The 24,078-nt window shown below is 45.1% G+C and carries 21 protein-coding genes and 2 pseudogenes; 16 read left to right on the top strand and 7 right to left on the bottom strand.

From position 1 onward, the window contains the following. Nucleotides 1–4: 4 nt before the first annotated feature. Both TZ48_RS16410 and rsmF read left to right on the top strand, forming a co-directional pair. A complete protein-coding gene (locus tag TZ48_RS16410; RefSeq protein ID WP_112479946.1) occupies nt 5–2,641 on the top strand; it encodes an MlaD family protein in 2,637 nt (878 codons plus the stop codon). Between the two features lie 332 nt (nt 2,642–2,973). Continuing rightward, nucleotides 2,974–4,215, top strand: a complete 1,242-nt coding sequence (gene rsmF, locus TZ48_RS16405; RefSeq protein WP_420822944.1) for a 16S rRNA (cytosine(1407)-C(5))-methyltransferase RsmF — start codon at nt 2,974–2,976, stop codon at nt 4,213–4,215. Nucleotides 4,216–4,523: 308 nt separating this feature from the next. Here the strand turns inward: rsmF and TZ48_RS16400 are convergent, their stop codons facing one another. Then, nucleotides 4,524–5,360, bottom strand: a complete 837-nt coding sequence (locus tag TZ48_RS16400) for a CvfB family protein (protein ID WP_112479945.1) — start codon at nt 5,358–5,360, stop codon at nt 4,524–4,526. A gap of 113 nt (nt 5,361–5,473) precedes the next feature. On the opposite strand from TZ48_RS16400, the gene TZ48_RS16395 reads away from it, so the two are divergent. Continuing rightward, the gene (locus TZ48_RS16395) at nt 5,474–6,823 is read left to right on the top strand and encodes a hypothetical protein (RefSeq protein WP_112479982.1); all 1,350 of its coding nucleotides are present in this window, start codon (nt 5,474–5,476) and stop codon (nt 6,821–6,823) included. Between the two features lie 2 nt (nt 6,824–6,825). Here TZ48_RS16395 and TZ48_RS16390 read toward each other — a convergent pair whose 3' ends face one another. Beyond that, nucleotides 6,826–7,299 carry a PaaI family thioesterase gene (locus TZ48_RS16390; RefSeq protein ID WP_112479944.1) on the bottom strand — a complete coding sequence of 158 codons (474 nt, stop codon included), beginning with the start codon at nt 7,297–7,299 and terminating at the stop codon, nt 6,826–6,828. A gap of 178 nt (nt 7,300–7,477) precedes the next feature. Continuing rightward, a complete protein-coding gene (locus TZ48_RS16385) occupies nt 7,478–8,377 on the bottom strand; it encodes a putative PEP-binding protein (protein WP_112479943.1) in 900 nt (299 codons plus the stop codon). A gap of 260 nt (nt 8,378–8,637) precedes the next feature. Between TZ48_RS16385 and TZ48_RS16380 the strand changes: the two genes are divergently transcribed. Beyond that, the gene (locus TZ48_RS16380) at nt 8,638–9,702 is read left to right on the top strand and encodes a 3-deoxy-7-phosphoheptulonate synthase (protein WP_112479942.1); all 1,065 of its coding nucleotides are present in this window, start codon (nt 8,638–8,640) and stop codon (nt 9,700–9,702) included. Between the two features lies 1 nt (nt 9,703). Then, a complete protein-coding gene (locus TZ48_RS16375) occupies nt 9,704–10,186 on the top strand; it encodes a YajQ family cyclic di-GMP-binding protein (RefSeq protein WP_042498747.1) in 483 nt (160 codons plus the stop codon). A gap of 49 nt (nt 10,187–10,235) precedes the next feature. Here TZ48_RS16375 and TZ48_RS16370 read toward each other — a convergent pair whose 3' ends face one another. Continuing rightward, entirely contained in the window at nt 10,236–11,174 is a 939-nt protein-coding gene (locus tag TZ48_RS16370) for a siroheme synthase (RefSeq protein WP_112479941.1), read from the bottom strand. A gap of 458 nt (nt 11,175–11,632) precedes the next feature. On the opposite strand from TZ48_RS16370, the gene TZ48_RS16365 reads away from it, so the two are divergent. From TZ48_RS16365 to TZ48_RS16340, 6 genes and pseudogenes are all read left to right on the top strand, one after another. Further along, nucleotides 11,633–12,661 (top strand): amino acid ABC transporter substrate-binding protein, encoded by a 1,029-nt coding sequence (locus TZ48_RS16365; RefSeq protein ID WP_112479940.1) that lies wholly within the window; start codon nt 11,633–11,635, stop codon nt 12,659–12,661. A 68-nt stretch (nt 12,662–12,729) separates the two neighbouring features. Next, nucleotides 12,730–13,932 carry an amino acid ABC transporter permease gene (locus TZ48_RS16360; protein ID WP_112479939.1) on the top strand — a complete coding sequence of 401 codons (1,203 nt, stop codon included), beginning with the start codon at nt 12,730–12,732 and terminating at the stop codon, nt 13,930–13,932. 1 nt (nt 13,933) lies between these two features. Beyond that, the gene (locus tag TZ48_RS16355; RefSeq protein WP_112479938.1) at nt 13,934–15,031 is read left to right on the top strand and encodes an amino acid ABC transporter permease; all 1,098 of its coding nucleotides are present in this window, start codon (nt 13,934–13,936) and stop codon (nt 15,029–15,031) included. Nucleotides 15,032–15,052: 21 nt separating this feature from the next. Continuing rightward, complete coding sequence (locus TZ48_RS16350; RefSeq protein ID WP_042498733.1) at nt 15,053–15,802, top strand: amino acid ABC transporter ATP-binding protein; 750 nt, start codon at nt 15,053–15,055, stop codon at nt 15,800–15,802. A gap of 230 nt (nt 15,803–16,032) precedes the next feature. After that, nucleotides 16,033–16,694 (top strand): annotated as a pseudogene (locus TZ48_RS16345) (Bax inhibitor-1/YccA family protein). A 174-nt stretch (nt 16,695–16,868) separates the two neighbouring features. After that, on the top strand, nt 16,869–17,198 hold the full coding sequence (locus TZ48_RS16340; RefSeq protein ID WP_112479937.1) for a TusE/DsrC/DsvC family sulfur relay protein: 330 nt from the start codon (nt 16,869–16,871) through the stop codon (nt 17,196–17,198). 37 nt (nt 17,199–17,235) lie between these two features. Here the strand turns inward: TZ48_RS16340 and yccX are convergent, their stop codons facing one another. Continuing rightward, entirely contained in the window at nt 17,236–17,511 is a 276-nt protein-coding gene (yccX, locus tag TZ48_RS16335; protein ID WP_112479936.1) for an acylphosphatase, read from the bottom strand. Nucleotides 17,512–17,660: 149 nt separating this feature from the next. Between yccX and TZ48_RS16330 the strand changes: the two genes are divergently transcribed. From TZ48_RS16330 to TZ48_RS16315, 4 genes are all read left to right on the top strand, one after another. Continuing rightward, a complete protein-coding gene (locus TZ48_RS16330; protein WP_112479935.1) occupies nt 17,661–18,851 on the top strand; it encodes a class I SAM-dependent methyltransferase in 1,191 nt (396 codons plus the stop codon). A 431-nt stretch (nt 18,852–19,282) separates the two neighbouring features. Next, a complete protein-coding gene (locus TZ48_RS16325) occupies nt 19,283–20,566 on the top strand; it encodes a TolC family outer membrane protein (RefSeq protein ID WP_112479981.1) in 1,284 nt (427 codons plus the stop codon). A gap of 2 nt (nt 20,567–20,568) precedes the next feature. Beyond that, a complete protein-coding gene (locus tag TZ48_RS16320) occupies nt 20,569–21,192 on the top strand; it encodes an OmpA family protein (RefSeq protein ID WP_112479934.1) in 624 nt (207 codons plus the stop codon). 122 nt (nt 21,193–21,314) lie between these two features. Further along, the gene (locus tag TZ48_RS16315) at nt 21,315–21,674 is read left to right on the top strand and encodes a DUF2750 domain-containing protein (RefSeq protein ID WP_042498718.1); all 360 of its coding nucleotides are present in this window, start codon (nt 21,315–21,317) and stop codon (nt 21,672–21,674) included. Between the two features lie 56 nt (nt 21,675–21,730). On the opposite strand, the gene queC is transcribed toward TZ48_RS16315, so the two are convergent. Together queC and queE are read right to left on the bottom strand one after the other, a co-directional pair. Then, on the bottom strand, nt 21,731–22,417 hold the full coding sequence (gene queC, locus TZ48_RS16310) for a 7-cyano-7-deazaguanine synthase QueC (protein ID WP_112479933.1): 687 nt from the start codon (nt 22,415–22,417) through the stop codon (nt 21,731–21,733). A gap of 20 nt (nt 22,418–22,437) precedes the next feature. Continuing rightward, complete coding sequence (gene queE, locus TZ48_RS16305) at nt 22,438–23,118, bottom strand: 7-carboxy-7-deazaguanine synthase QueE (protein WP_112479932.1); 681 nt, start codon at nt 23,116–23,118, stop codon at nt 22,438–22,440. 149 nt (nt 23,119–23,267) lie between these two features. On the opposite strand from queE, the pseudogene TZ48_RS16300 reads away from it, so the two are divergent. Further along, a pseudogene (locus TZ48_RS16300) lies at nt 23,268–24,070 on the top strand (Cof-type HAD-IIB family hydrolase). Nucleotides 24,071–24,078 lie beyond the last annotated feature (8 nt).

Raw genomic sequence — 24,078 nt, 5'->3', positions numbered from 1 at the left:
ATCAATGAGTAATGATAATCAGCCACAGCCCTCTTTTGCGCCCGAGATAAAAAAAACGCGAAGAATATCGCCGCTTTGGATCTTGCCTATTCTGACCATTGCCTTGGCAGGTTGGCTATTGGTGAAAGCGGTCCACGATGCAGGACAACGTGTTCAAATCTATTTCTCCGATGCACAAGGCTTAATTGCTGGGCGAACCACCATCCGGTACCAAGGTCTCGAAGTCGGCATGATCCGAGATATCAACCTTTCTGAAGATCTCTCGAACATCTATGTGGATGCAGACATCTACCCAGAGGCCGCAAAACTGCTTGGCGAAGATACCAAGTTTTGGCTGGTTAAACCTTCTGCATCTTTGTCAGGCATTTCTGGTCTCGATGCACTGGTCTCAGGTAACTACATTGCCATTCACCCGGCAACAGAATCCAGCAGCTCAAAATCCAAGTTCATTGCTCTTGAGTCAGTTCCAACAGAGCTTGCGATCAACGATGGCCTTACCGTCACTCTTCGAGCCAAAGATTTAGGTGGCATCTCCGTTGGCTCAAAGATTGTCTACAAGAAAATACCTATTGGCGAAGTCTACAACTTCAAGCTTGATGATGACGCTGAAACGGTCATTATCAAAGCGTCTATTCAAGAAGAGTTTCGTCACATCATTACCAACAAGAGTCGCTTCTGGAATGTGAGCGGCATTGGAGCAAGTGTTGGTTTTCAGGGCGTCGATATTCGCTTAGAAAGCTTAGCGGCAATTTTGGCGGGTGCGATTGCGGTGGATTCTCCTGATGGCGGAGAACCGGTTAAGGATGGTTCCGACTTCAGACTCTACAAAGATCTCAAAACGGCAGGTCGAGGTATTCCTGTTAAGATCACGCTACCGGACAACAGCAACCTTAAAGCTAATGGGTCACCAATCATGTACCGCGGGCTTGAAATTGGCCGCATTAACAATTTAGCACTCAATGATGGACGTGACTCCATTATCGCTTCCGCTTCGATCGAACCCGCGTTTAGCGACATGCTCAACCAAGGCACCCTATTCTTACTTGAAGAAGCCAAAGTGTCCCTGACTGGTGTAGAAAACTTGTCGAACTTGCTGACTGGCAATTTTCTGACGTTAGTTCCAGGTGAAGGGCCGCAAACTCGTGACTTTATTGCCATTCAGCAAGAGGAGCTCGACCAGGTACAAGCAAAATCTGTCTCACTCCGCCTACTTGCTGACAACTCCTACGGTTTAGAACCTGGGGTAAATGTTCTCTATCGTGGCATCCCTGTCGGCAACATATCCAGTGTTGAATTGGTAGACGATCAGGTGGCCATGGATATTGCGATTGATGTGGAATATAAGCATCTCATTCGTTCTCAAAACCGCTTTTTCGTGTCGGGTAGCGCAACCGCTGAGCTCACCGAAGCAGGACTTAACGTTACAGTACCTCCAGCGAAACAACTGCTGACTGGCTCCATTAGTTTTGTTAGCGAAGGGCAAAAAACCGAACGTGCCGAGTTCCCCTTATTCCAGACTAAAGCGTTGGCAGAGCTTGCCAAGCACAATCAGTCTGGCTCTATGACAATGAAGTTGTTTGCAGCTCAATTGCCATCAGTAAAAAAAGGTAGCCCACTGCTGTATCGCAATATGGAAGTCGGGAGTGTCGCTGATTATGAGCTGACAGACGGCGGTGTGTATATCAATGTGTCTATTGATAATAAATATAAACACCTTATTACCAAGCAGACGGTATTTTGGAATCGCTCAGGCGTTGAAGTAGAAGCGTCGCTCTCCGGTATTAACGTCAAAGCCGCTCCGTTGAAAACGCTGATTGACGGTGGCATTGCCTTCGATAGCTTACCAGGTATTGAAAACAAAACAGGCGCAAACTGGAAGCTCTATTCTGATTTTAACTCTGCGCGTAAGTTTGGTCAGTCAATCACCCTATTTACCACCGCTAACGATCAGTCCATCAATAAAGGTATGGCGATTAAGTATCAAGGCGTGAAAGTCGGTGAAGTCATGCTGACCCTACCGGATTTCGACAAAAATCGCGTCGAGGTGGTTGCTCGCATTCTGCCCGAATACGTAAAACAACTCACCAACACCGGAGCCTATTACTGGATGGTGAAACCGGAGATTGGTCTCAATGGCGTGAAGAACCTCGGTGCCATCGTATCTCAGTATATTGCTGTTGAACCGGGTAAAGGCGAGCCGAGTAAGTCATTCGCCCTGCATGACTTCGCGAAAGTCGATAATGGCGTGCAGTTCATCTTACAAAGTGAGAACCGAGGCTCTATCAAGCCTGGAACCCCTATCCTCTATCGAGACATTGAAGTGGGTCGCGTAACGCTCGTCGAACTGGGACCATTCGCTGACCGAGTGGTGTCTACTATCGAGATAGACCCTGATTATGCTTACCTGGTACGTGCCAATAGCGTATTTTGGAATGCTTCTGGGCTAAATGTTCAATTTGGTTTATCCGGAGCCAATGTCAAAGCAGGCACTGTAGATAGCCTACTTCGTGGTGGCATTACGTTCTCTACACCAGAAGGCAGCCAATTGCAGCCGAAAGCAGAAGCTGGTCAAACCTTCTACTTAAATAAAGAAGCAGATGCTAGTTGGAAACAGTGGCGTACCGCTATTCCTGCTCCTTAGGTTTAGTTTTCTGTAATAGCCCGCTCAGCGGGCTATTTTTTTGCTTGTTAGTTTACTGCTACTTCAATGCACGTATCTATGATAGTTGGTTTCATTCACACCCTGCTATGGTTATAATCCTGCGCAACTCAATACAGTATCAAAAGGCTTCATTTTGCATTCTAACGTCTATCTCCCGGAAGATTTTCTAAGTCACGTCGGCAGCTTCCTCCCAAAGCATTTGTCGATGAGTGATTTCATTGACGCTTGTCGTAGACACTTAGGAAAAGTATTCGCGTAAACACGCTCAAGACGACCATTGAAGCCTTTCAAATAACCGCAGAGCAAAAAGGATGGCGCCTAAACCCTATCCTTGGTGCCAAGAAGGTTTCTGGATAGAAGCTGACGAGTCTGTTGTACCACTGGGCAATACGGCTGAACATATGGCCGGGTTATTTTATATACAAGAAGCAAGTTCAATGTTACCGCCTAGCGCTCTTTATTCAGACGCTACGGAGAACTTCGAGTCTGTATTAGATATGGCGGCAGCACCTGGTTCTAAAACCACTCAATTGGCAGCACTTATGAATAACCAAGGTGTTTTGGTTGCCAATGAATTTGCTGCCAGCCGCGTTAAAGTATTGCATGCCAATATTGAGCGTTGCGGCGTACGCAATGCCGCGCTGAGTAACTATGATGCTCGTGTATTTGGTGGTTGGTTGCCAGAACAATTTGACGCTATTTTGCTCGATGCACCTTGCTCAGGTGAAGGTACGGTTCGAAAAGATCCGGACGCGATGAAAAACTGGAGCTTAGATTCTACAGCCGAGATTGCTGCTACCCAAAAAGACCTCATTGAGAGTGCTTTCCATGCACTAAAAGTCGGCGGTACACTGGTCTATTCAACCTGTGCACTTAGCCCAGAAGAAAATCAAAACGTGGCCGCGCATCTTCTTGATACATTCGGAGACGCCGTTCAAGCTGAGAGCTTGAATAGTTTATTTGAAGGCGCTGACAAGGCGACAACTCCGGAAGGCTACTTACACGTTTTCCCTCAGACCTATGATAGCGAAGGCTTTTTCATTGCCAAGTTTACCAAACACGCTTCTGTGCCTTCTCCAGATGTAAAGAAAAAGCTCGGTAAATTCCCTTTTAGTCAACTTACTAAGAAAGAGATTGGTGACGTTGTCACGCATTTAGAGCAAGCATTTTCACTTTCTGCTCCAGAAAGCAGCGTGCTTTGGAAACGCGATAATGACATTTGGTTATTCCCAAAAGCATTAGAGCCGATGTTGGGTCAGTTTCGCTTTTCCCGAATGGGCATCAAAATCGCAGAGCAGCATAAAAAAGGCTACAAATGGCAGCATCAAGTAGCCACTGCTTTGGCAACAGCCGACGCTGATGCCGTGCCTTTGAGTATTGGAGATGCCAGAGAGTGGTTTATGGGGCGTGATGTGCGTCCAGAGGGGCTAAGTGGTAAAGGCGAAGTTTTGGTTAGCTACAATGGTTTCATCATTGGTCTAGGTAAATGGGTGGGGAATCGAGTCAAAAATGGATTGCCTAGGGAACTAGTGCGCGACAAAAATCTGTTCTAAGCCAATTGGATAGCGGTTTTAGCTGGTTAAAACCGCTATCAGCATCGCTTTTTTACTGTTCTGTACTACACTTTAAAGGTTATCAAGACACAGGCAGAAAGCGTTTTGTGTTTAACAGATATACCACCAAGCAAGTTTGTTAAAGGCTTACAAGCTCATTGTTAGAAGCAATAGCGTTTGAAACATCGTCCATCTTTTACAGTTAGCGTAGGCTCTCCATGAGCCATTCCCCTAGGCCCAAATCAGGATCAGTTTTGGGCCTCTTTTTGGTCTACTGATTATTCACTAGATACTATTGCAAGCCGTTACTAAGCGTTAAGGTAAATTCCGTCCTTTTCGATACGAATCTTACCCTGCTTATAAAGACCGCCGATACTCTTCTTAAATGTACCTTTACTGGTTTTGAACGCAGCAAAGATAGCTTCTGGTGTTGACTTATCGCTCAATGGCAGGAAGCCACCTTTCTTCTCAAGCAAGCTCAGAATTTTCTCACTCAAGTCATCCATTTTCGCCACACCAATTTTTTGCAGTGACAGATCGATTTTGCCATCTTCACGGATCTGCTTGATAAAGCCTTTAAGCTTCTTACCCACAAACAACTTACCGATGACATCAGATGGGAAGATCATTCCCCAATGCTGACCGTTAACGATGGCTTTGTAACCTAAGTCACTGCGCTCAGCGATCAGGAGATCGACTTGTTCATTGCGCTGGTAGCGTGCTGGCGTCTTATCCAAGAGTTTATTGAACTTAGTGGTACCAACAATACGCCCTGATGCTTTGTCTGTGTAGACATAAACTAAGATAGTTTGCCCTTCAGACAAGCGACCACGCTGTTCACTAAAAGGGATCAACAAATCTTTTTCTTTAATACCCCAGCTTGCGAATGCACCAACGCTGTTAATGCCTTCAACTTTCATCAGACCCCATTCGCCCACTTGAGCAATAGGTGTATCCGTTGTTGCGACAACTTGGTTGTCTGCATCGAAATAGATAAAAACATCGACCGAGTCACCGATAGCGATGTCCGCTGGAGCATGCTTTTTAGAAAGTAGAATAGAGCCATAGTCCTCTCCATCCAAGAACCAGCCGAAGTCTGCTTCTTTAATTACTTCCAATTGGTTAATACGACCTATGTTAATCATGTTTTTTATCTCTAATGGGGTTGTTGGCGCGATTATACCTAACTCCCTTTAAGATGCTAGTTTACCTTGGTTCTGATATGCTTAGCGCAATCTCAGCACATGGAGAGAGTTGGTTGATCACCGTAGACAAACAAGATGCCATTACGCTAAAAATTGCGCATGTAATGGCCAACACGAAAAAACTAGACTTAGATGTATTCTTATTTATTCCCAATGAGTTAGGAATGAAGTCGCATCTCATCTCTGAGTCTGATTTTTATCATGAATCTATTTCACAGAAACGCGCTTACTATAGTAACGAAACATTACTGCCGCTAGTCCACTCACGACTCGCTAAGCGCGGCCGCTTATCAAACACCCAATACCGTGTGAGTTTGAGCTTGTTTGCTTACCAGTACGTTATCGCATTGGATAAAGCGGTTGCGACACTCAAAGAAACCGCACAAGACGAAGTGACGGCGGATGAAGTCGACGAAGTAATCGAGCTGGCACTCGATATTCTCAAGAAGATGCGTCGTTCTGTTCCTTATGAAGAACATCTCAAACGCCACTACGCCAATATTGATAACTACCTCTCTTGGTATACAGGACAAAAGTTACTTGAGTTGGTCGTGTATATCCCAAATAGTAAATCTTACACGCCTTTAAAAGATCGTTTGATTACGATTGTTGAGAAGGAACAAGCGCATCGTAACTTAAATAATTACAACTCCGACAAAGTAAAGAACGACCCCACTCGCCTTGCTAACAAAATGCGTTTGTTGCGTCGCCTAATCGAGCACCCTATCGTGCTGCAATCGAAATCTACCAGCATGGGAAATAACACCAAACGAATCATTAAAGGTTCCGCGACGGGCTTGGTGATGTTGTTTGTTACCTCTGCGGTGATTTTGGCTCGGGACTACCTAGGGGAAATTACCGCCTCATTTATTTTGGTGCTGTCCGTCATCTACGCCTTACGAGAAGTGTTTAAGGACGACTTACGCGACATCATGTGGCGTTGGATACAACGTGGCAAGCCGAAATGGCGTCGCCGCTTTATTGATGCCACAACAAAAAAAGAAGTGGGTAAGAAGATTGAATGGCTAGACTACAGCACGTTCGACCAATTGCCCGATCGAATTAAGAGTATTCGCAAGAAACGCTCAGTACAAAGAGAAGAAGAGGTGCTGCACTATCGTTCACATACCGAAATGGCAACCTCGCGCTTTACTAGTGGCTATGAGCAAACACGAGAGATTTTGAACATTAACTTTCGAGCTTTGACCCGACTGATGGACAAATCCAACAACCGCATCTACAAGCTACAAGAAGGCCAAGTTGTAAAGGAATCTTTAGAGAAGCGTCACCTTCTCAACCTCATAGTTAAAGAGAGCAATCAAGGCGAAGAGCCTGTTTACTATCGCTGGAAGATTGTTCTCAATCGTTCAAAAATTGTCGATATTGAGCAGATCCCTATCTAGCATTATTTCGCTTTTAGAGATAGAACTAAGGAAAATTCGGCCATAGGTTCATCACCATGTAAACTTGGACACGTGGCCACAATTCGAACCGGTTTATTGATTCGCTCGCCCGAGCGAATCGTCTCATCCAGCATCTCATCGATAAGCTTGCCATCTTTACAGGTGAAAATCACATCGGCTTCGGGACGTTTAAGAAACTTGCCCTTCACTTCCTTAAATGCCAATGACACACGTTTACCCCGCTGCTGCGCTTTACTCATCGCCATAAAACCACCGGCGACATCAGCCCCAACTGCAAGTACCCCAAAATACATACTGTTTAAATGATTCTTAGTGCGACGTTTTAGAGGAATCAACAGCTCCACCTCATCCTCATCGAGCTTCAATAACTTAGGCCGACAAAGCCAAATTAAGGGCACTTTAAAGAAACCGAATGTATTGAGATAAAAGTTGGCTTTTTGCAACGCGCTAAACATGTTGAGATCCTTCTGAACAACTAGTCAGACCAGTAAGCCAAAATTAGCACCAGTTGTCAAAAAAATGTTAATAAAACAAAAGCCAAGCGAGAAATCTCTGCAATAAAAAACGGCTGACCTCTATAGAACAAGAAGTCAGCCGCTGAAGCATTCCGATAATTAGCCTGATCAGGTGGCTCTACTCACTAACGGGAAATACCGTTACCTTAGTTTCATCTTGCAGCAGCTCTGCCAATTGAGGCAAATCAGACAAATTGTCGACTAGGAGACTCGCTGGTTTGTTCACTTGATGACAGGCGGCTATTGCTTGCTTGACTAACGCCAACACCGCTTCATTTTGCGGGTCATACAGATGAGCTAACTCATCATGCTGCAAATCAACACCAAGCGTTAGCTGGGTTAAACTTTCTAGCTTAAGCACTAAGCCATCAAAGTAATGTAACAGGCGCTCTGACAGCAGAACGGCCGATGGCGTATCACACGCAAACAGCACTTTCAGGCCGTTTAAACCGCGAGGCAGTCCGCGTTCCGCCAATCGATCAATGATCTTAGCAGCATCACTGAGCGCTCGCACGCATGGGACAACAATAGCGACATCATGACCTTGGCTTCGCAATGTTTTGATGACTTCGCACTCAAGAGCAAAACAGGCTTGATACGACTCAGAAGAAAAACGAGAAACACCACGTAAGCCTAGCTGCGGATTGATTTCGTCCGCTTCCACTTTACCGCCTAGCAACGCACTCATTTCGTAACTGGTGGCGTCATTGAGTTCAACACAAATGGAAGAGTGTTCAGGCGTAATCGATGACGTGATCGACTCAACAAGTGTGGAAACAAAGAACTCTTCCGCGGTTTGTTCACCAAGCAGCGCTTGAATGGCTTCTGATTCTACCGGATCAAGTTCAGATTCTGCCGCGGAAAAGCCCGGGTGAAAAAACACCTTTTCCATAATCAGCTCTGAAATGGATACATAGAGAGAAGACGCTGGGGCTTGCTCTACAAAACTGGGCAACACATTGCCGACGTTGAGTCCCGATGGCGTGTTAGTTTGAGGCTGTTCTTTTTGGTAACTCATTGTTGCTCCATGCTCTAATTATTACTGCTTATGGCAAAATACCGACTCACCACATAGAATACAAGGGATTCAGGCAATTTAATGGCTAACCGACTTTCGTTCAGTAACTTAACAGGAAAATTGCTCTGTTTTTAGGCAAACGTAGCGTGAAAATTTAAGTGATCATGGAAATGATTGAGCAATAGCTATATTAGTGGTTTATTCTACTGAACAATTCCGTTATCTTAACCGCTTCATAATAATTTGCAGGCTGCACCATCATGCCATTAAAGACCGATGAACTAAGAACACAGGCATTAGGTCCAATGCCAACTCCATCAGAATTGAGCGCTAACCACCCAATTACTGATGACGTAGCAGAGCGCATTGCGCATTCTCGCCGTCAAATTGAAAATATTCTTACTGGAGACGACAACCGTCTTCTTTGCATTGTAGGCCCTTGTTCGGTACACGATACTGAAGCGGCTTTAGACTATGCTAAACGCCTCAGCGCTATCCAAGATCAGTACAAAGACGAACTATTTATCGTCATGCGCACGTACTTTGAAAAGCCACGCACCGTAGTCGGTTGGAAAGGTTTGATTACCGACCCTAACCTAGACGGCTCTTACGCACTTGAAGCGGGTCTGAACAAAGCACGTGGATTGCTTCTCGATATCAACAAACTTGGCCTTGCGACGGCAACTGAGTTCCTTGATATGATTACTGGCCAATACATTGCTGACCTTATTACATGGGGCGCGATTGGTGCTCGAACCACAGAGTCACAAATCCACCGTGAGATGGCCTCTGCACTTTCTTGCCCTGTTGGTTTTAAAAATGGCACAAACGGCAGTGTTAAAATTGCGATCGATGCCATTCGTGCATCGAAGGCTTCACACTACTTTTACTCACCAGATAAGCATGGTCGCATGACAGTATATCGCACCAGCGGCAACCCGTTTGGTCACGTAATTTTACGTGGTGGTGATACAGGCCCAAACTTTGACGAAGCGTCTATTGACGCCGCATGTGAACAACTGGCATCGTTTGACCTACCAGCTCGACTGGTTGTCGACTTTAGTCATGCTAACTGTCAAAAGCAGCACCGCAAACAAATCGATGTTGCAAAAGAAATCGCACGCCAGATTATTGCTGGTTCTCATAAGGTTTCGGGCATTATGGCAGAGAGCTTTATTGAGGAAGGAAATCAGGGTATGGAAGATATCCATAACCTTACTTACGGCAAGTCAATCACCGATCCATGCTTGAGCTGGAACGACACCGTTCATATGCTCGATATTCTTGCTGACGCCGTTAAACAACGCAACGAAAAGGAAAGTTAACATGCCATCTTTTGATATCGTTTCTGAAATCGATACCGTAGAGCTGCGCAACGCCGTAGACAATGCGAACCGTGAGATCTCTACTCGATTTGATTTTCGCAATGTTGAAGCAACATTCACTTTAAATGATGAAACCGTCAAACTCTCTTGTGAGGGTGACTTTCAGCTTAAGCAAATGCGTGACATTTTGCGTGGCAACCTGACGAAACGTGGCGTTGATGTCAACGCAATGGAATCTCAAACTGCAGAACAATCTGGCAAGCTATGGAACCAGACGGTATTGTTCAAACAAGGCATCGAGACACCTATTGCGAAGAAAATCGTTAAGCTTGTTAAAGATTCAAAAATCAAAGTACAAGTGTCTATCCAAGGCGATAAAGTTCGAGTAACGGGTAAAAAACGCGACGACTTGCAAGCAACGATGCAACTGGTTAAAAACGGCGAGCTTGGCCAACCGTTCCAGTTCAATAACTTCAGAGACTAAGCGTATTCTTTCAGCTTAATCTGTAAAAATAAAAGGGCGATACGCCCTTTTATTTTACCTTCGCCAACTCAATCACGTCATCGCCTTCCTTGAGCAGTTTATAAGAAGACGAATTCGGTTCGACAAATACCACAATACGTTGTTTGTCTGCTTTTCTTGTCATAATGTCTGAAGAGACCTGCGTAACATCATCGAACGCTATTCTCTCTGCATCTCGCCTTACCAAGTCGACAAACCCAAACGGACATTGTTTATCATAAAACACGATTTCTGCTTCCTGCATAATACGCATCGCTTTAATCGGTAGTAACTCTGGATCGTCGCCAAACTCTATCCAAGTACACGAATCAGTAAACTCTGCGTCAGCGTGAATCAGTGCTTGATAGGCTTTTTCAAGCTCTTGATTATCTTTACAGTTGACGACCAGTGGTTGTCTAAAAAACAACTCCCAAAACTTTCTTCTCTCATCTACCGTCGTAAAATGACGCTTAATATCACTTCGTTTACTGGCAGCAAAATCCGCTAACTGAGCCGTGTTCATTGGTAAAACGGCTTCTAACTTTTCACGTATACCTCGAATCAAAACTGGTGAAGAGCCGCCACTAGAGATCGCAATTTGTACTCTTCCGCGGTTAATAATCGATGGTGTAATGAAGTCACAATAAGGTGTATCGTCCACTACATTGACTAATATACCGGCATTTTTCGCATCTTTATGCACTTTATGATTCAGTTCTGGGTTATCTGTCGTCGCCCATACTTGAACAAACTCATCCCGCATCAATTCTTGTTCATAAAAACGCGGGATCCAAACACACTTTCCACTCTCGCTCAGTTCCCCAAGATAAGGTTCAACTTTAGGTGAGACAACCGTAACACGAGCGCCTGCTCGAACAAGAGTTTCGACTTTTCGACAAGCGACTTCACCGCCGCCAACAACTAAAACAGGCCTTTCAAGTAAGTCCATAAATAGTGGAAAGTAACGCATAATTTTCCTTTTCTAAACGATATAACTATTCATTCAAGATCGCCAAAATGGTGCAAAATTGTCACCGAGACATTGATCACAAAACTATTTCCAACCAAATTTCAAACATTTTGTAGATGAAAATATAAACAACCAAAGAAATGGCATTTGTTTTATTTTGCTTTAACGAAACTTTAACACACCACTCTCTAATTCACTTTTTTAGTGCTTAGTTGCACTATTTACAAAGTCATCACACTTAGCCATTCTAACAATTGTTTGGCGTTGAGTGACTACTCAAAAAACCATTTAAATTAATAATTTGAGTATTCACAGTTCATTATCTACGCTTTAAACGGCTGTGACAACTTGCACCAATTCGGTTCAAAAACAGCAGCCTCTACCGAAACACAACAATAATTAGCACATGGTATTCAGGCTGGACCTGACTTACACGGAACTAACAGGAAGGATACACAATGGCAAAGAAACTCACTCTTATTGCTTCTTTAGTGGCGGCTTCTGCTGCAATGATGAGTACTTCAGCAATGGCTGCAGACTCAACTCTGGACAAAGTCACTAAAGCCGGCGTTTTAACTTGTGGCGTTAGTACTGGTCTTCCAGGATTTTCTAACCCTAACTCAAAAGGTGAGTGGGAAGGTATTGACGTAGAATACTGCCAAGCACTAGCTGCTGCGGTACTGGGCGACAAAACCAAAGTTAAATACGTTCCATTAACAGCAAAAGAACGCTTTACCGCTCTCCAATCAGGTGAAATCGACGTTCTTTCTCGTAACACAACTTGGACTCTACACCGTGACACGGCTCTAGGTCTGAACTTCGTTGGTGTTAACTACTACGATGGTCAAGGCTTCATGGTCAAAAAAGAACTTGGCCTAACAAGTGCTAAAGAGCTAGATGGCGCATCTGTATGTGTTCAGTCTGGTACAACAACCGAGCTTAACTTAGCCGACTACTTCCGTAACAACGGTATGGAGTATAAGCCAGTTGTATTCGATACGGCAGCACAAACTTCAAAAGGTTTCGACTCTGGTCGTTGTGACGTGCTTACTACTGACCAATCTGGTCTTTACGCGCTTCGTCTAAACCTTGCGGATCCAAGCTCAGCGGAAGTACTACCAGAAATCATCTCTAAAGAGCCACTAGGCCCTGTAGTTCGTCAAGGTGATGACCAGTGGTTCAACATCGCTAAGTGGACTCTAGCTGCAATGGTGAATGCGGAAGAGTACGGCATTACTTCTAAGAATGCGGACGAAATGCTGAAGTCAACCGATCCAAACATCAAGCGTATACTTGGCGTTGACGGTCCTAAAGGTAAAGGTCTTGGCATTGCTGACGACTGGGGTTACCAAGTTATCAAACAAGTAGGTAACTACGGTGAAAGCTTCGAGCGTACAGTAGGTGAAGGCTCTCCTTTGCAAATCTCTCGTGGCGTAAACGCACTATGGAATGCTGGCGGCTTCATGTACGCGCCACCAATTCGCTAATCGCGTTTTCATGCTCCAACAAGGGCGGTTTTACCGCCCTTTTTCAAAGGATTTGAGGTTATAGCTGTATGAAACCTACTACGACTCAAGTCGCAGCGCAGGATAAACCTGCGAAAAGCGCAAATCTACTATACAACCCCACCTTTCGCTCCGTTGTATTCCAGGTCGTTGCCCTACTCGCTCTCGGACTTTTCTTTTATACCATCGTCAATAACGCACTGGATAACCTAGCTGCGCGTGGCATTGCCACCGGTTTTGACTTCTTAAGTCAAGAAGCGGGATTTGGTATTGGTCTAACACTCATTGAGTACGACGAAACCTTCTCTTACGGACGCACCTTTTATGTGGGACTTTTAAACACGGCTCTGGTTTCTGTGCTGGGCATTGTGTTTGCAACCATTCTCGGTTTTGTCATGGGTATCGCGAGACTGTCATCAAACTGGCTGGTTAGCCGTTTTGCTGCAATTTACATCGAGATTTTCCGTAACATTCCTCTTTTGCTGCAAATTTTCTTTTGGTACTTCGCGGTACTTCAAGCTCTGCCTTCTGCTCGTCAAAGTATGAGTTTAGGTGAAGCGATCTTCTTGAACGTTCGTGGTCTTTATCTCCCTGCCCCAGTATTTGGCGAAGGCAGTGGTGTTGTAATCGCAGCGTTTGTCGTGGGTATTGTTGCGACGATCATTGTCAATATTTGGGCGAATAACCGCCAAAAGCTAACAGGTCAACAAACCCCTATGGGTCGAATTGCCCTTGGACTTATTGTTGGTCTTCCAATGGTTGTGTTCTTTATTATGGGCATGCCAATCACGGCTGAGTATCCTGTACTGAAAGGCTTCAACTTCCGTGGTGGTATTAGCATCATTCCAGAACTTGCAGCGTTAACTTTGGCACTGAGTATTTACACCGCTTCGTTTATCGCTGAAATTGTGCGTTCTGGTATTAATGCGGTTAACCATGGTCAAACTGAAGCTGCGATGTCACTTGGGCTGCCGCGTTCAAGAACGCTTAAGCTTGTCGTTATTCCTCAGGCGATGCGTATCATCATTCCACCACTCACCAGCCAATACTTGAACCTGACGAAAAACTCGTCGCTTGCGATGGCAATCGGTTATCCCGATTTGGTTTCAGTATTCGCTGGTACCACGCTTAACCAGGTGGGTCAGGCTATCGAAATCATCGCGATGACGATGGGCGTATACCTCACTCTCAGCTTGCTCACGTCTGCACTGATGAACGTGTACAACAAGAAAGTTGCTTTGGTGGAGAGATAATATGAGTCAGCATCAATTTCAACCCGATCTCCCGCCACCAGCAAACACGGTAGGTGTTGTCGGTTGGCTTCGTAAAAACTTATTTAATGGTCCTGTTAACTCAGTTTTGACGATTGTTTTGGGATACTTTGCTCTATCACTACTTTGGTATGTGTTCGACTGGGCAATTCTTAAAGCCGACTGGGTAGGTACCACACGTGACGCGTGTTCTCGTGAAGGAGCATGTTGGGTATTTATCAGCGTGCGCTGGGAACAGTTCATGTATGGTTTCTATCCGCAAGCTGAACTGTGGCGACCACGCCTGTTTTACGCAACATTGGCACTGTTCGTTGCCCTACTGGCCTACGAGCGCACACCGAAGCGAGTTTGGATTTGGCTGTTCTTTGTCAACATCTACCCATTCATTGCAGCAGCACTGCTTTACGGTGGCGTGTTTGGACTAGAAGTCGTAGAAACACACCGCTGGGGTGGCCTACTCGTTACGCTCATTATCGCTTTGGTGGGTATTATCGTATCGCTACCAATTGGTGTTGCGCTGGCCTTGGGTCGCCGCTCGGAAATGCCAATCATCCGCAGTATTTGTACGGTATATATCGAAGTTTGGCGTGGTGTGCCTCTGATCACGGTACTGTTCATGGCATCGGTTATGTTGCCGCTATTCTTCTCTGAGGGTGTAGAAACAGACAAGCTCATCCGCGCACTCATCGGCGTTGTCATGTTTAGTGCTGCTTACATGGCCGAGGTTATTCGTGGTGGTCTACAAGCGATTCCAAAAGGTCAATACGAAGCCGCAGATGCGCTTGGGTTAAGCTATTGGAAAAAGATGGGACTGATTGTTCTGCCTCAAGCACTGAAAATCACGATTCCATCCATTGTAAACACCTTTATTGGTCTCTTTAAAGATACCAGTCTAGTACTCATCATCGGTATGTTCGATGTACTTGGTATTGGACAAGCTGCGAACACCGACCCTGAGTGGTTAGGTTTTGCTACGGAAAGTTATGTATTTGTCGCGTTAGTGTTCTGGGTGTTCTGTTTTGGCATGTCGAGATACTCGATTTATCTCGAAAACAAACTGCATACCGGTCACAAACGATAAACGGAAATTCGAGGACGTATTATGACGCAACAAGAAGATTACATGATCCAACTAAAGGACATGAATAAGTGGTACGGCGAGTTTCACGTACTAAAAAATATCAACTTAGACGTTAAAAAAGGCGAGAAAATCGTTATCTGTGGCCCATCAGGCTCAGGTAAATCAACCATGATTCGCTGTATCAACCGTCTAGAGGAGCACCAAGCTGGTCACATTTATGTGTCTGGCACAGAGCTCACCGAAGACCTGAAAAACATTGAGGCGGTTCGCCGTGAAGTTGGCATGTGTTTCCAGCACTTTAACCTCTTCCCTCACCTAACAGTACTAGAGAACTGCACTCTCGCTCCAATTTGGGTGAAAAAGATGCCTAAAGAAGAAGCTGAAGCGATTGCAATGAAGTATCTTGAGCGCGTTAAGATCCCAGATCAGGCGGACAAGTACCCCGGTCAGCTCTCGGGTGGTCAGCAGCAACGCGTGGCTATTGCACGCTCTCTATGCATGAATCCTCAAGTGATGCTGTTTGATGAACCGACTTCTGCACTCGATCCAGAGATGGTTCGTGAAGTACTCGATGTCATGGTGGAGTTGGCAGAAGAAGGCATGACCATGCTGTGTGTAACGCATGAAATGGGCTTTGCGAAAGAAGTCGCGGATCGCGTTATCTTTATGGATGCTGGGGAAATTATTGAAGAAAACAATCCTGTTGATTTCTTCGAAAATCCTCAATCTGACCGAACCCAAAACTTCCTAAGTCAGATATTACATCATTAATCTCCATATCTTAGTTATATTAAATGTAACAAAGGCGACCCTTGTGTCGCCTTTTTCTTTGTAGGTCACTGATGTACACTGGAAATATTGTGTTACATCTTGTTATATCCTTAACCAATTATTTTTATTATGATTTTGTTCAATGACTTTCGCTACGGGACTTGATCTTTTGAACAATCAACCCCATAAATAGTCATATAAACATAAGTCAATCATCTATGAGGAAGATTATGAACGATCCTATGGTATCTCGCAGTTCTGCTCAGGCGAGTGTACTGCAAACAAACAAAGTATTGCGAAATACTTACGCGCTGCTCTCTATGACGCTACTTTGGTCTGCGGTCGTTGCAGCATTCTCTATGGCAATGAACCTACCTCTCCAGGTCTCATCCTAATGTTGGTTGGTTTCTATGGCCTACTGTTCTTGACTGAGAAGAACCGTAACAACAGCATGGGTCTCGTATTCACGTTCTTGTTCACTGGCTTCCTTGGTTACACAACAGGCCCTATCCTAAACGCCTACGTTGGCGCAGGTATGGGTGATGTTATTGTTACAGCTCTGGGCGGTACGGCTTTGGCGTTCTTAGGCGCTTCTGCTTATGCACTAACGACTAAACGCGACTTGTCGTTCCTAGGCGGCGTGTTAATGGCAGGTTTTGTTGTGCTTCTGATAGGTATGGTCGCGAACATCTTCCTACAAATGCCAATGATTCACCTAGCAATGAGCGGCATGTTTGTTCTGTTCTCAACAGGTGTCATTTTGCTGACAACTCAGCAAATCGTACGTGGTGGTGAAACGAACTACATCTCTGCAACGGTGAGCTTATACGTATCTATCTACAACCTATTTATCAGCCTATTGTCTATCCTAGGCATCATGAACGACGATTAATTATCGTTTATAAAATAGTTTGTATTGAGCCCGAGACAGTGTCTCGGGCTTCTTATTTGTCAGCTCAAAACCAAACCTGAACTCAATCGAAAGCCTCAACATGAAGCATTACTTGAAAAACAAGATTAATCTGAGCTAATCTTGCGTCGATGATCCTCAACTAGATTGCACATCATGTTTGAATACAACGGAAAAACCATCGAAACCGATGCTGAAGGCTACCTACTCAATCACCAAGATTGGGAGCAAGGTATGATCACTATTTTGGCAGAGCAAGAAGGCATAGAAGTGACAGACGCTCACTTAGAAGTGGTTCTATTTGTTCGCGAGTTCTATGAAGAGTTTAATACCTCTCCAGCAGTAAGAATGTTGGTCAAAGCCATGGAAAAAGCACATGGCCCGGAAAAAGGCAACAGTAAATACCTATTTAAACTGTTCAAGAAAGGCCCAGCGAAACAAGCAACCAAACTTGCCGGCCTCCCTAAACCGGCAAAATGCTTGTAATCAAGCTATCGATTCAATTATGTAACGGTTATATCGATTACATGATAACAAAGCCTGAATAGACTTTTGTTTGCTCACAAGGCTCTCTGGTCACCGAGTCTACACTCGCCGTCCTTGGGCCTTTTAACAACCACTCACACAACGCCTCAACTTTCGATTCATCTCCACAAGCAACTACCTCTACCGAACCATCGTGGAGATTTTTAGCATAACCAGTAAGTCCTATCTTTAGTCCTTCGTGGCAGGTGTGATAACGAAAACCGACCCCTTGAACCATGCCGGTGATAATCAACTTCTGACAATATTGCGCCATAATTACTCTCCTAGATCCATCGCATGCTATGCTGATTTTAGTTCAGTATGAGGTGTTAACGTTTTAAGTAATGAAGCCAATTTGCATTTATTTGAAACTTCACACAAAATACCCCACCTTTTCTCCGTTTCAACATCGTAAGGCATACCATGGCATCAGCTATCCACCTTGTAAAAGGCCGTGACAAATCACTCCGACGCAAACACCCTTGGGTTTTCTCTAGAGGCATCTCTCGTGTCGATGGCACCCCAGAACTTGGCGAGACAGTTGACGTGTATGCGCACAACGGCGAGTGGTTGGCAAAAGCCGCCTACTCTCCAAACTCTCAAATCCGTGCACGAGTATGGAGTTTCTCTAAGCAAGACATCGATGTTGATTTCTTCATTGAGCGTATTCAGCAAGCACAACTGCTTCGCGAAGACATCATAGAGCGTGACGGCCTTACCGGTTATCGTCTAATTGCGGCTGAATCTGATGGCCTACCAGGTGTCACTATTGACCGTTATGGAGACTTCCTAGTTTGCCAACTACTAAGCGCTGGCGCAGAACACCAAAAAGAGACGCTAGTGAAAGCGTTGAACCATTGCTTCCCTGATTGTTCTATCTATGAGCGCTCCGACGTATCGGTGAGAAAGAAAGAAGGTCTAAAAGAGCGCACCGGCGTACTATTTGGTCAATCACCAGATGAACCAGTGGTTATTGAAGAGAACGGCGTAAAAATTAGTGTCGATATCATCAATGGTCATAAAACTGGGTTCTATCTCGACCAGCGTGACAGCCGCTTCCAAGCACAAAAGTACGTGAAGAACAAAGAAGTACTCAACTGCTTTAGCTACACGGGCGGATTCGGCCTTTATGCACTTAAAGGTGGCGCTAAGCGAGTTATCAATGCTGACGTGTCACAACTGGCACTGGATACAGCAAAACACAATGCTGAGCTCAATGGCTTTACTGAAAAGAAAAAAGCCGTATTCCTAAATGCTGATGTGTTCAAGCTACTGCGCGAATATCGCGACCAAGGCACCAAGTTCGATGTGGTCATTATGGATCCGCCGAAATTTGCTGAATCGAAAGCGCAGCTTAATGGCGCTTGTCGCGGTTACAAGGACATTAACATGCTTGCCATGCAGATCCTCAAGCCAGGTGGCACACTGCTCACCTACTCTTGCTCAGGCCTGATGGACGGCAACCTGTTCCAAAAAATCATTGCCGATGCAGCATTAGATGCCAATCGCTCAGTGAAATTTGTTGAACGTTTTGAACAAGCTGCAGATCATCCGACCGATACTGCTTACCCAGAAGGCTTCTACCTTAAAGGGTTCGCTTGCAAAGTACTGTAACAGCCAAACGCTAGATTCGAGCCCATCTCTTTCCCAGCCAACCTAACTAAGGTTGGCTTTTTTGTTTCTGCTGTCTCAAAAACAAGAAACCTTTTCATTGTTTTAATTGCATTGGCTATTTTCTTTACTACTTTCAATAGTATGTAAGCGTAGATCACAAGACGTGATATGAAATCATCTAGAGTCTTACAATAAATACATAATCCAGACAAATCGACATTGAAATGCACCTAACTGTCGCTATAGTTAAAACTACAGTGGGTAACATTCTGACTTGGCTGAACTTATTATTAAACGAAAAGAGTAAAGGCTCACCGCCTACTCATACTTAAGACTTAGAAATGCATAAATTCATGCCCAGCCGATTATTAAGCACAGGATCAAGGAGAAAGACTTTGAATAAGCTTACCACTACCGCAGCAGCTTGTTTTATGGCTCTCAGCCTACCTGTTAGCAGTCAAACGCTTGAGCAAGCTGTCGCCTTCACTCTCAAAACCAACCCTGAGATCAAAGCTGCGTACAATGAGTACGTCAGTAAACGCTACGATGCAGAAGCAGCGGTTGGCGCATACCGACCAAAAGTCGACTTAGATGGCGGAATTGGATACGAAAGAACGGATTTCGATCGTGAGAATATCCTCAACAGTAGAAACGAGTCTCTCACCCGAAAGGAAGTCGGCATCACTCTGACGCAGCTCATCTGGGACGGTAATGAAACACTCAACGACATCGACAGAACTGCCGCTGAGGCTGAATCAGTGCGCTACCAACTGCTTGCAGACGCCTCAGACATAGCTTTAGAGGTTGCACAAATATACCTAGATGCAACCAAAGCCTATGAAGTACTCGCATTGTCGGAAGCCAATCTCGATGTGCACAAGAAAATCTACGCTGACATTAAAAAGCGGGTGGATTCTGGCATAGGGTCGACGGCGGACTTATCTCAAGTAGAAGCACGTATCGCTAAAGCGCACGGTAATTTGCTTGCAGCACAAAATAATCTGTTCGATACTCATACCCAATTTAAGCGCTTGGTAGGGCAAGCCCCTCTCGGCCTGAAATACCCAAGAGCGGACGAGGTTGCGATCCCATTTACCGTTGATGATGCACTCCAGATTGCTATTGAGCGACACCCCGTCATCAAAATCTCACAAGTTGATGTCGATTCGGCACGTTTCCAGTACCAACAAACGAAGGGGGTTAATTACCCTACGTTCTATATCGATGCTGGACACAACTGGCGTGATGATGCTGGGGGTAACATAGGTACCGATAACGAAACCCGAGCCATGCTGCGCATGCGATACAATTTATACAACGGCGGCTCAGATTCAGATCGCACTGAATCGGCAGCGTATCAACTTAATAAGGCGAAGGACTTTAGAGACAGAACCTATCGTATGGTCGAAGAAGGTCTGAAACTGTCATGGACAGGGCTCGAATACACGGTTCAGCAGAGGGAGTTTCTATCTGATCACGTAGACTCAGCGTCCGACACCGTTGTCGCTTACCAGAAGCAATACAAAATTGGTAAACGCACGTTGCTTGATGTCCTGAATACAGAAAACGAGCTATTTGAAGCGCGTAAAGGCTACTTAGATGCCAAGTATGCGGAACAGTTCGCTCGCTACCGTGTTATGAATGCGACAGGTGCCCTACTTGATGCTCTGCGCGTCGATACGCCGTCTGAATGGAATGAGAAAGTGGAGTACTAATCATGAAACTACAGAGAACCGTAATTATCTGTGGCCTTATGGTGATGCCACTTATGACATCAGCAACCACAAAAGAAGAAGACAAGTACGACTACATTCCAACTCCGGTGGCTGATCAAATAGCCGATTTACAAGATGACGACAGTGATGGTGTTATCAACGCAAGAGACCTTTGCATCACCACTCCCCAAGGTGCTGCACTTGATAACGATGGTTGCGAAGAGTATCACGACATATCAAATACACTGGCGCTGCGGATACTGTTTGACAACAACTCAACCTTCATCAAGCCTGTATTCCAAAACCAAATCAGCGAAATGGCAGATTTTCTGAAAGAATATCCAGAGACTTCCATAGAAATCCAAGGTTTTGCAAGTATTGTCGGTGATGCTGATAAAAATATGCTGTTGTCACAAAACCGTGCAGACGTCGTCAGGCAAGCCATTATTAGCAACGGTATCGATCCAAACAGGCTCACGATCGTGGGATTTGGTGAAACCAAGCCAGAAGAGTTAGGTAACACTGAATTTGCCCATGCAATGAATCGCAAAGTCGTTGCTTCGGTAGTCGGCTATAAGGGCGAAGTCAAAATGGAATGGACGATATTCACCAAAATCGGCAAGTAGTTTAGTTCTCCACCAACCAGACACAAAGCGCTCTTCTAGAGCGCTTTTTTATTGCCATTTCATTTAGATATTAACGATCTCATGCTAGTCTTGTAAGCAGTTCTTACTATGAGTAGATAACAATGAGCAAATTAACGTCTGATATCGAACAAAACCTAAAGCTGTTTATTGAAGAAACAAGCAAAACCCAACTTGTATGGGGTCTTCGTAACGAAGACGGTTGGTTGGCGTGTGATTCAACCGAGTTCGAAAACAGTGAAGTCATGCCTTTCTGGTCGTCAGAAGAAGACGCAAAAACTCACAACGTTGAAGAGTGGGCTGACTTTGAAGTACTGCACATCCCTCTTGATATCTTCGTTGAAGATTGGCTACTGACATTGGACGAAGACGGCGTACTGATCGGCACAAACTGGAATGATCAACTAGACGGTAAGGAAATGGAGCCTTCAGAGGTTGCTAAGCTGTATCTAAAGCTAAACTAATCAGCACCCTATCGTTTAAAACGTAGATAGCAAAGAGGCGCATAATGCGCCTCTTTTTAGTTTGATTTCTCGTTAAGTGATTTCATCACTGCTTGCTGATTATCGAGATAGTGGTTCAGACCATTCGCGCGCAAGTCACATGACGGACAATCACCACAGCCATCACCAATAATGCCGTTGTAACAGGTCAGCGTCTCGTTACGTACGAGTTCTAGAGCATCATACTTATCAGCTAGCGCCCATGTTTCGGCTTTATCAAGCCACATTAGCGGCGTAACGATGTCCAATTCTCTGTCCATACCCTGCACCAAGGCACTGTTCATCGCCTTAATAAAGTCATTGCGACAATCTGGGTAGCCAGAGAAGTCGGTTTCACACACACCTGTGATGACCGCTGAGGCACCAATTTGATACGCGTAAATGCCAGCCAAGGTTAGAAACAGAATATTGCGCCCAGGCACAAACGAGTTTGGCAAACCGTTTTCTTGCAGTTCATGTGAAACGGGAATGTCATCACGAGTCAGTGAGCTGATAGCTAATTCATTAAGTAGACCCACATCCATCACTTTGTGTGCTTTTACGCCAAGCTTTTCTGTCAGAGCTTGAGCCACTTCGATTTCTAGCTTGTGTCTTTGACCGTAATCGAACGTGATTGCGTGTACTTCGTCATACTCTTTTAAGGCTTGCACCAAACACGTGGTCGAGTCTTGGCCACCACTAAAAACTACTACTGCCTTCTTCATTACCGTCTCCATATTTGGTGTTATGCAATATTTAAGTATTTATGCGTTTGTACCGACAAACGCCAGTTGCGCGCGATACACGTGCTCATGCAAAGTTCTGTCGCGCGTGGTTTTTGGCTAATTGGCTGCAGCGCAATCACTACATCCGGTTTTAATGCGACACCATCAAGCAGCGCATCAAGCTGTTCAATGTTCTTTTCTGTCGCCACAGGATGTTTAATTTCATTCGCTCGCTCTAGCGCTGAGGTAAGCACTTCGCGTTTGCCTTTCATGGCAATCTTAGGTGACACTGTCACCCAAGTGTTCTCAGAGACTCTCACTTCTGACGTGCCGCTGGTTTCGATTTGGCAACGCGCATCGATAGCTTCAAACGCTTCACAAAGCGGCGTTAAGTCATATTCGCAGGGTTCACCACCAGTAATGACAATATGCTTCGCTGTAAAGCCTTGGGCTTGGTACATAGCAACGATCTCATCGGCGCTGACATCACTCCAAGTCGGGCTATCGCCTTGCTTAGTGATGATTTCGCCGAACGTACGCTCATCTTCTTGCTTTGCTTCCCAAGTCTGCTTGGTATCACACCACGCACAACCCACATTACAGATCTGAAGACGAATGAAGACCGCCGGAACGCCAGTGAACACGCCCTCGCCTTGAATGGTTTCAAACATCTCATTGATCTTGAATTGTTTACCGCTCATTTAATTTTGCCATTTATGTAAGATGAGCAGACCTTAAAGGATGAGCGCCAGAAATTCAACATTAACCAGACGACAAAATCACTGGCAGTCTGCGGTTAATTTCCCTATTCTGATGCGGTTTTGTTTTATTTCTTTTTTAGGTAAGTCACGTGTACAAACTCATCGCTATCGATATGGATGGAACCCTACTCACATCCGATAAGAACATCACCCCTCGTACTAAACAGGCTATTGCAGCGGCTAAAGCCAAAGGCGTTACGGTCGTCCTTGCTTCTGGCCGACCACTTAACGGCATGAAGGATGCACTAGTCGAACTAGGTTTAACAGAGCAAGACGACGTTGTTATTCACTTTAACGGCACCTATGTTGAAAAAGTCGCAAGTGGTGAAAAACTTCACGAGCAGCCACTAACGGGCAAAGATGCCAAGCGCATTGCAAGCCTTGCAAACGAGTTAGGGCTGCACTGCCATGCGTTCAGCACGCAGATCGGATTGATCACGACAGAAGCTAACCCTTACACCGACCACGAAGCGGAAATCAATAAGCTCGACTTCACTGTTTATGACTTTGAACGCTTAGAAGATGACCATGAAATCATCAAAGCAATGATTGTTGGCGAGCCGAGCAAACTCACTGAAGGCATTGCCAAGATTAACGCCTCGTATCACGATGACTACACCATTGTTCAAAGTGCCCCATTCTTCTTAGAGTTCCTAAACCCACTTAGCAATAAAGGTGAAGGCGTCAAAGTCATCGCCGATCACCTAGCATTCCTTACGAGCAAACCATGTGCTTTGGTGATGCCGAAAACGACCATCACATGATCACATTTGCTGGTAAAGGTGTCGCGATGGCGAATGCGATGGAAGCGACCAAAGCCATTGCCGATTACATCACAGACAGCAACGATGAAGACGGCGTAGCAAAAGCGATTGAGAAATTTGTGCTATAGTTTTTCGT

Origin of the sequence: Vibrio variabilis, from assembly GCF_003263785.1 — a bacterium.
GTDB classification, from domain to species: Bacteria; Pseudomonadota; Gammaproteobacteria; order Enterobacterales; family Vibrionaceae; genus Vibrio; species Vibrio variabilis.
The sequence above is the reverse complement of the archived record's forward strand: the minus strand, read 5'-3'. Positions and strand labels throughout refer to the sequence as shown.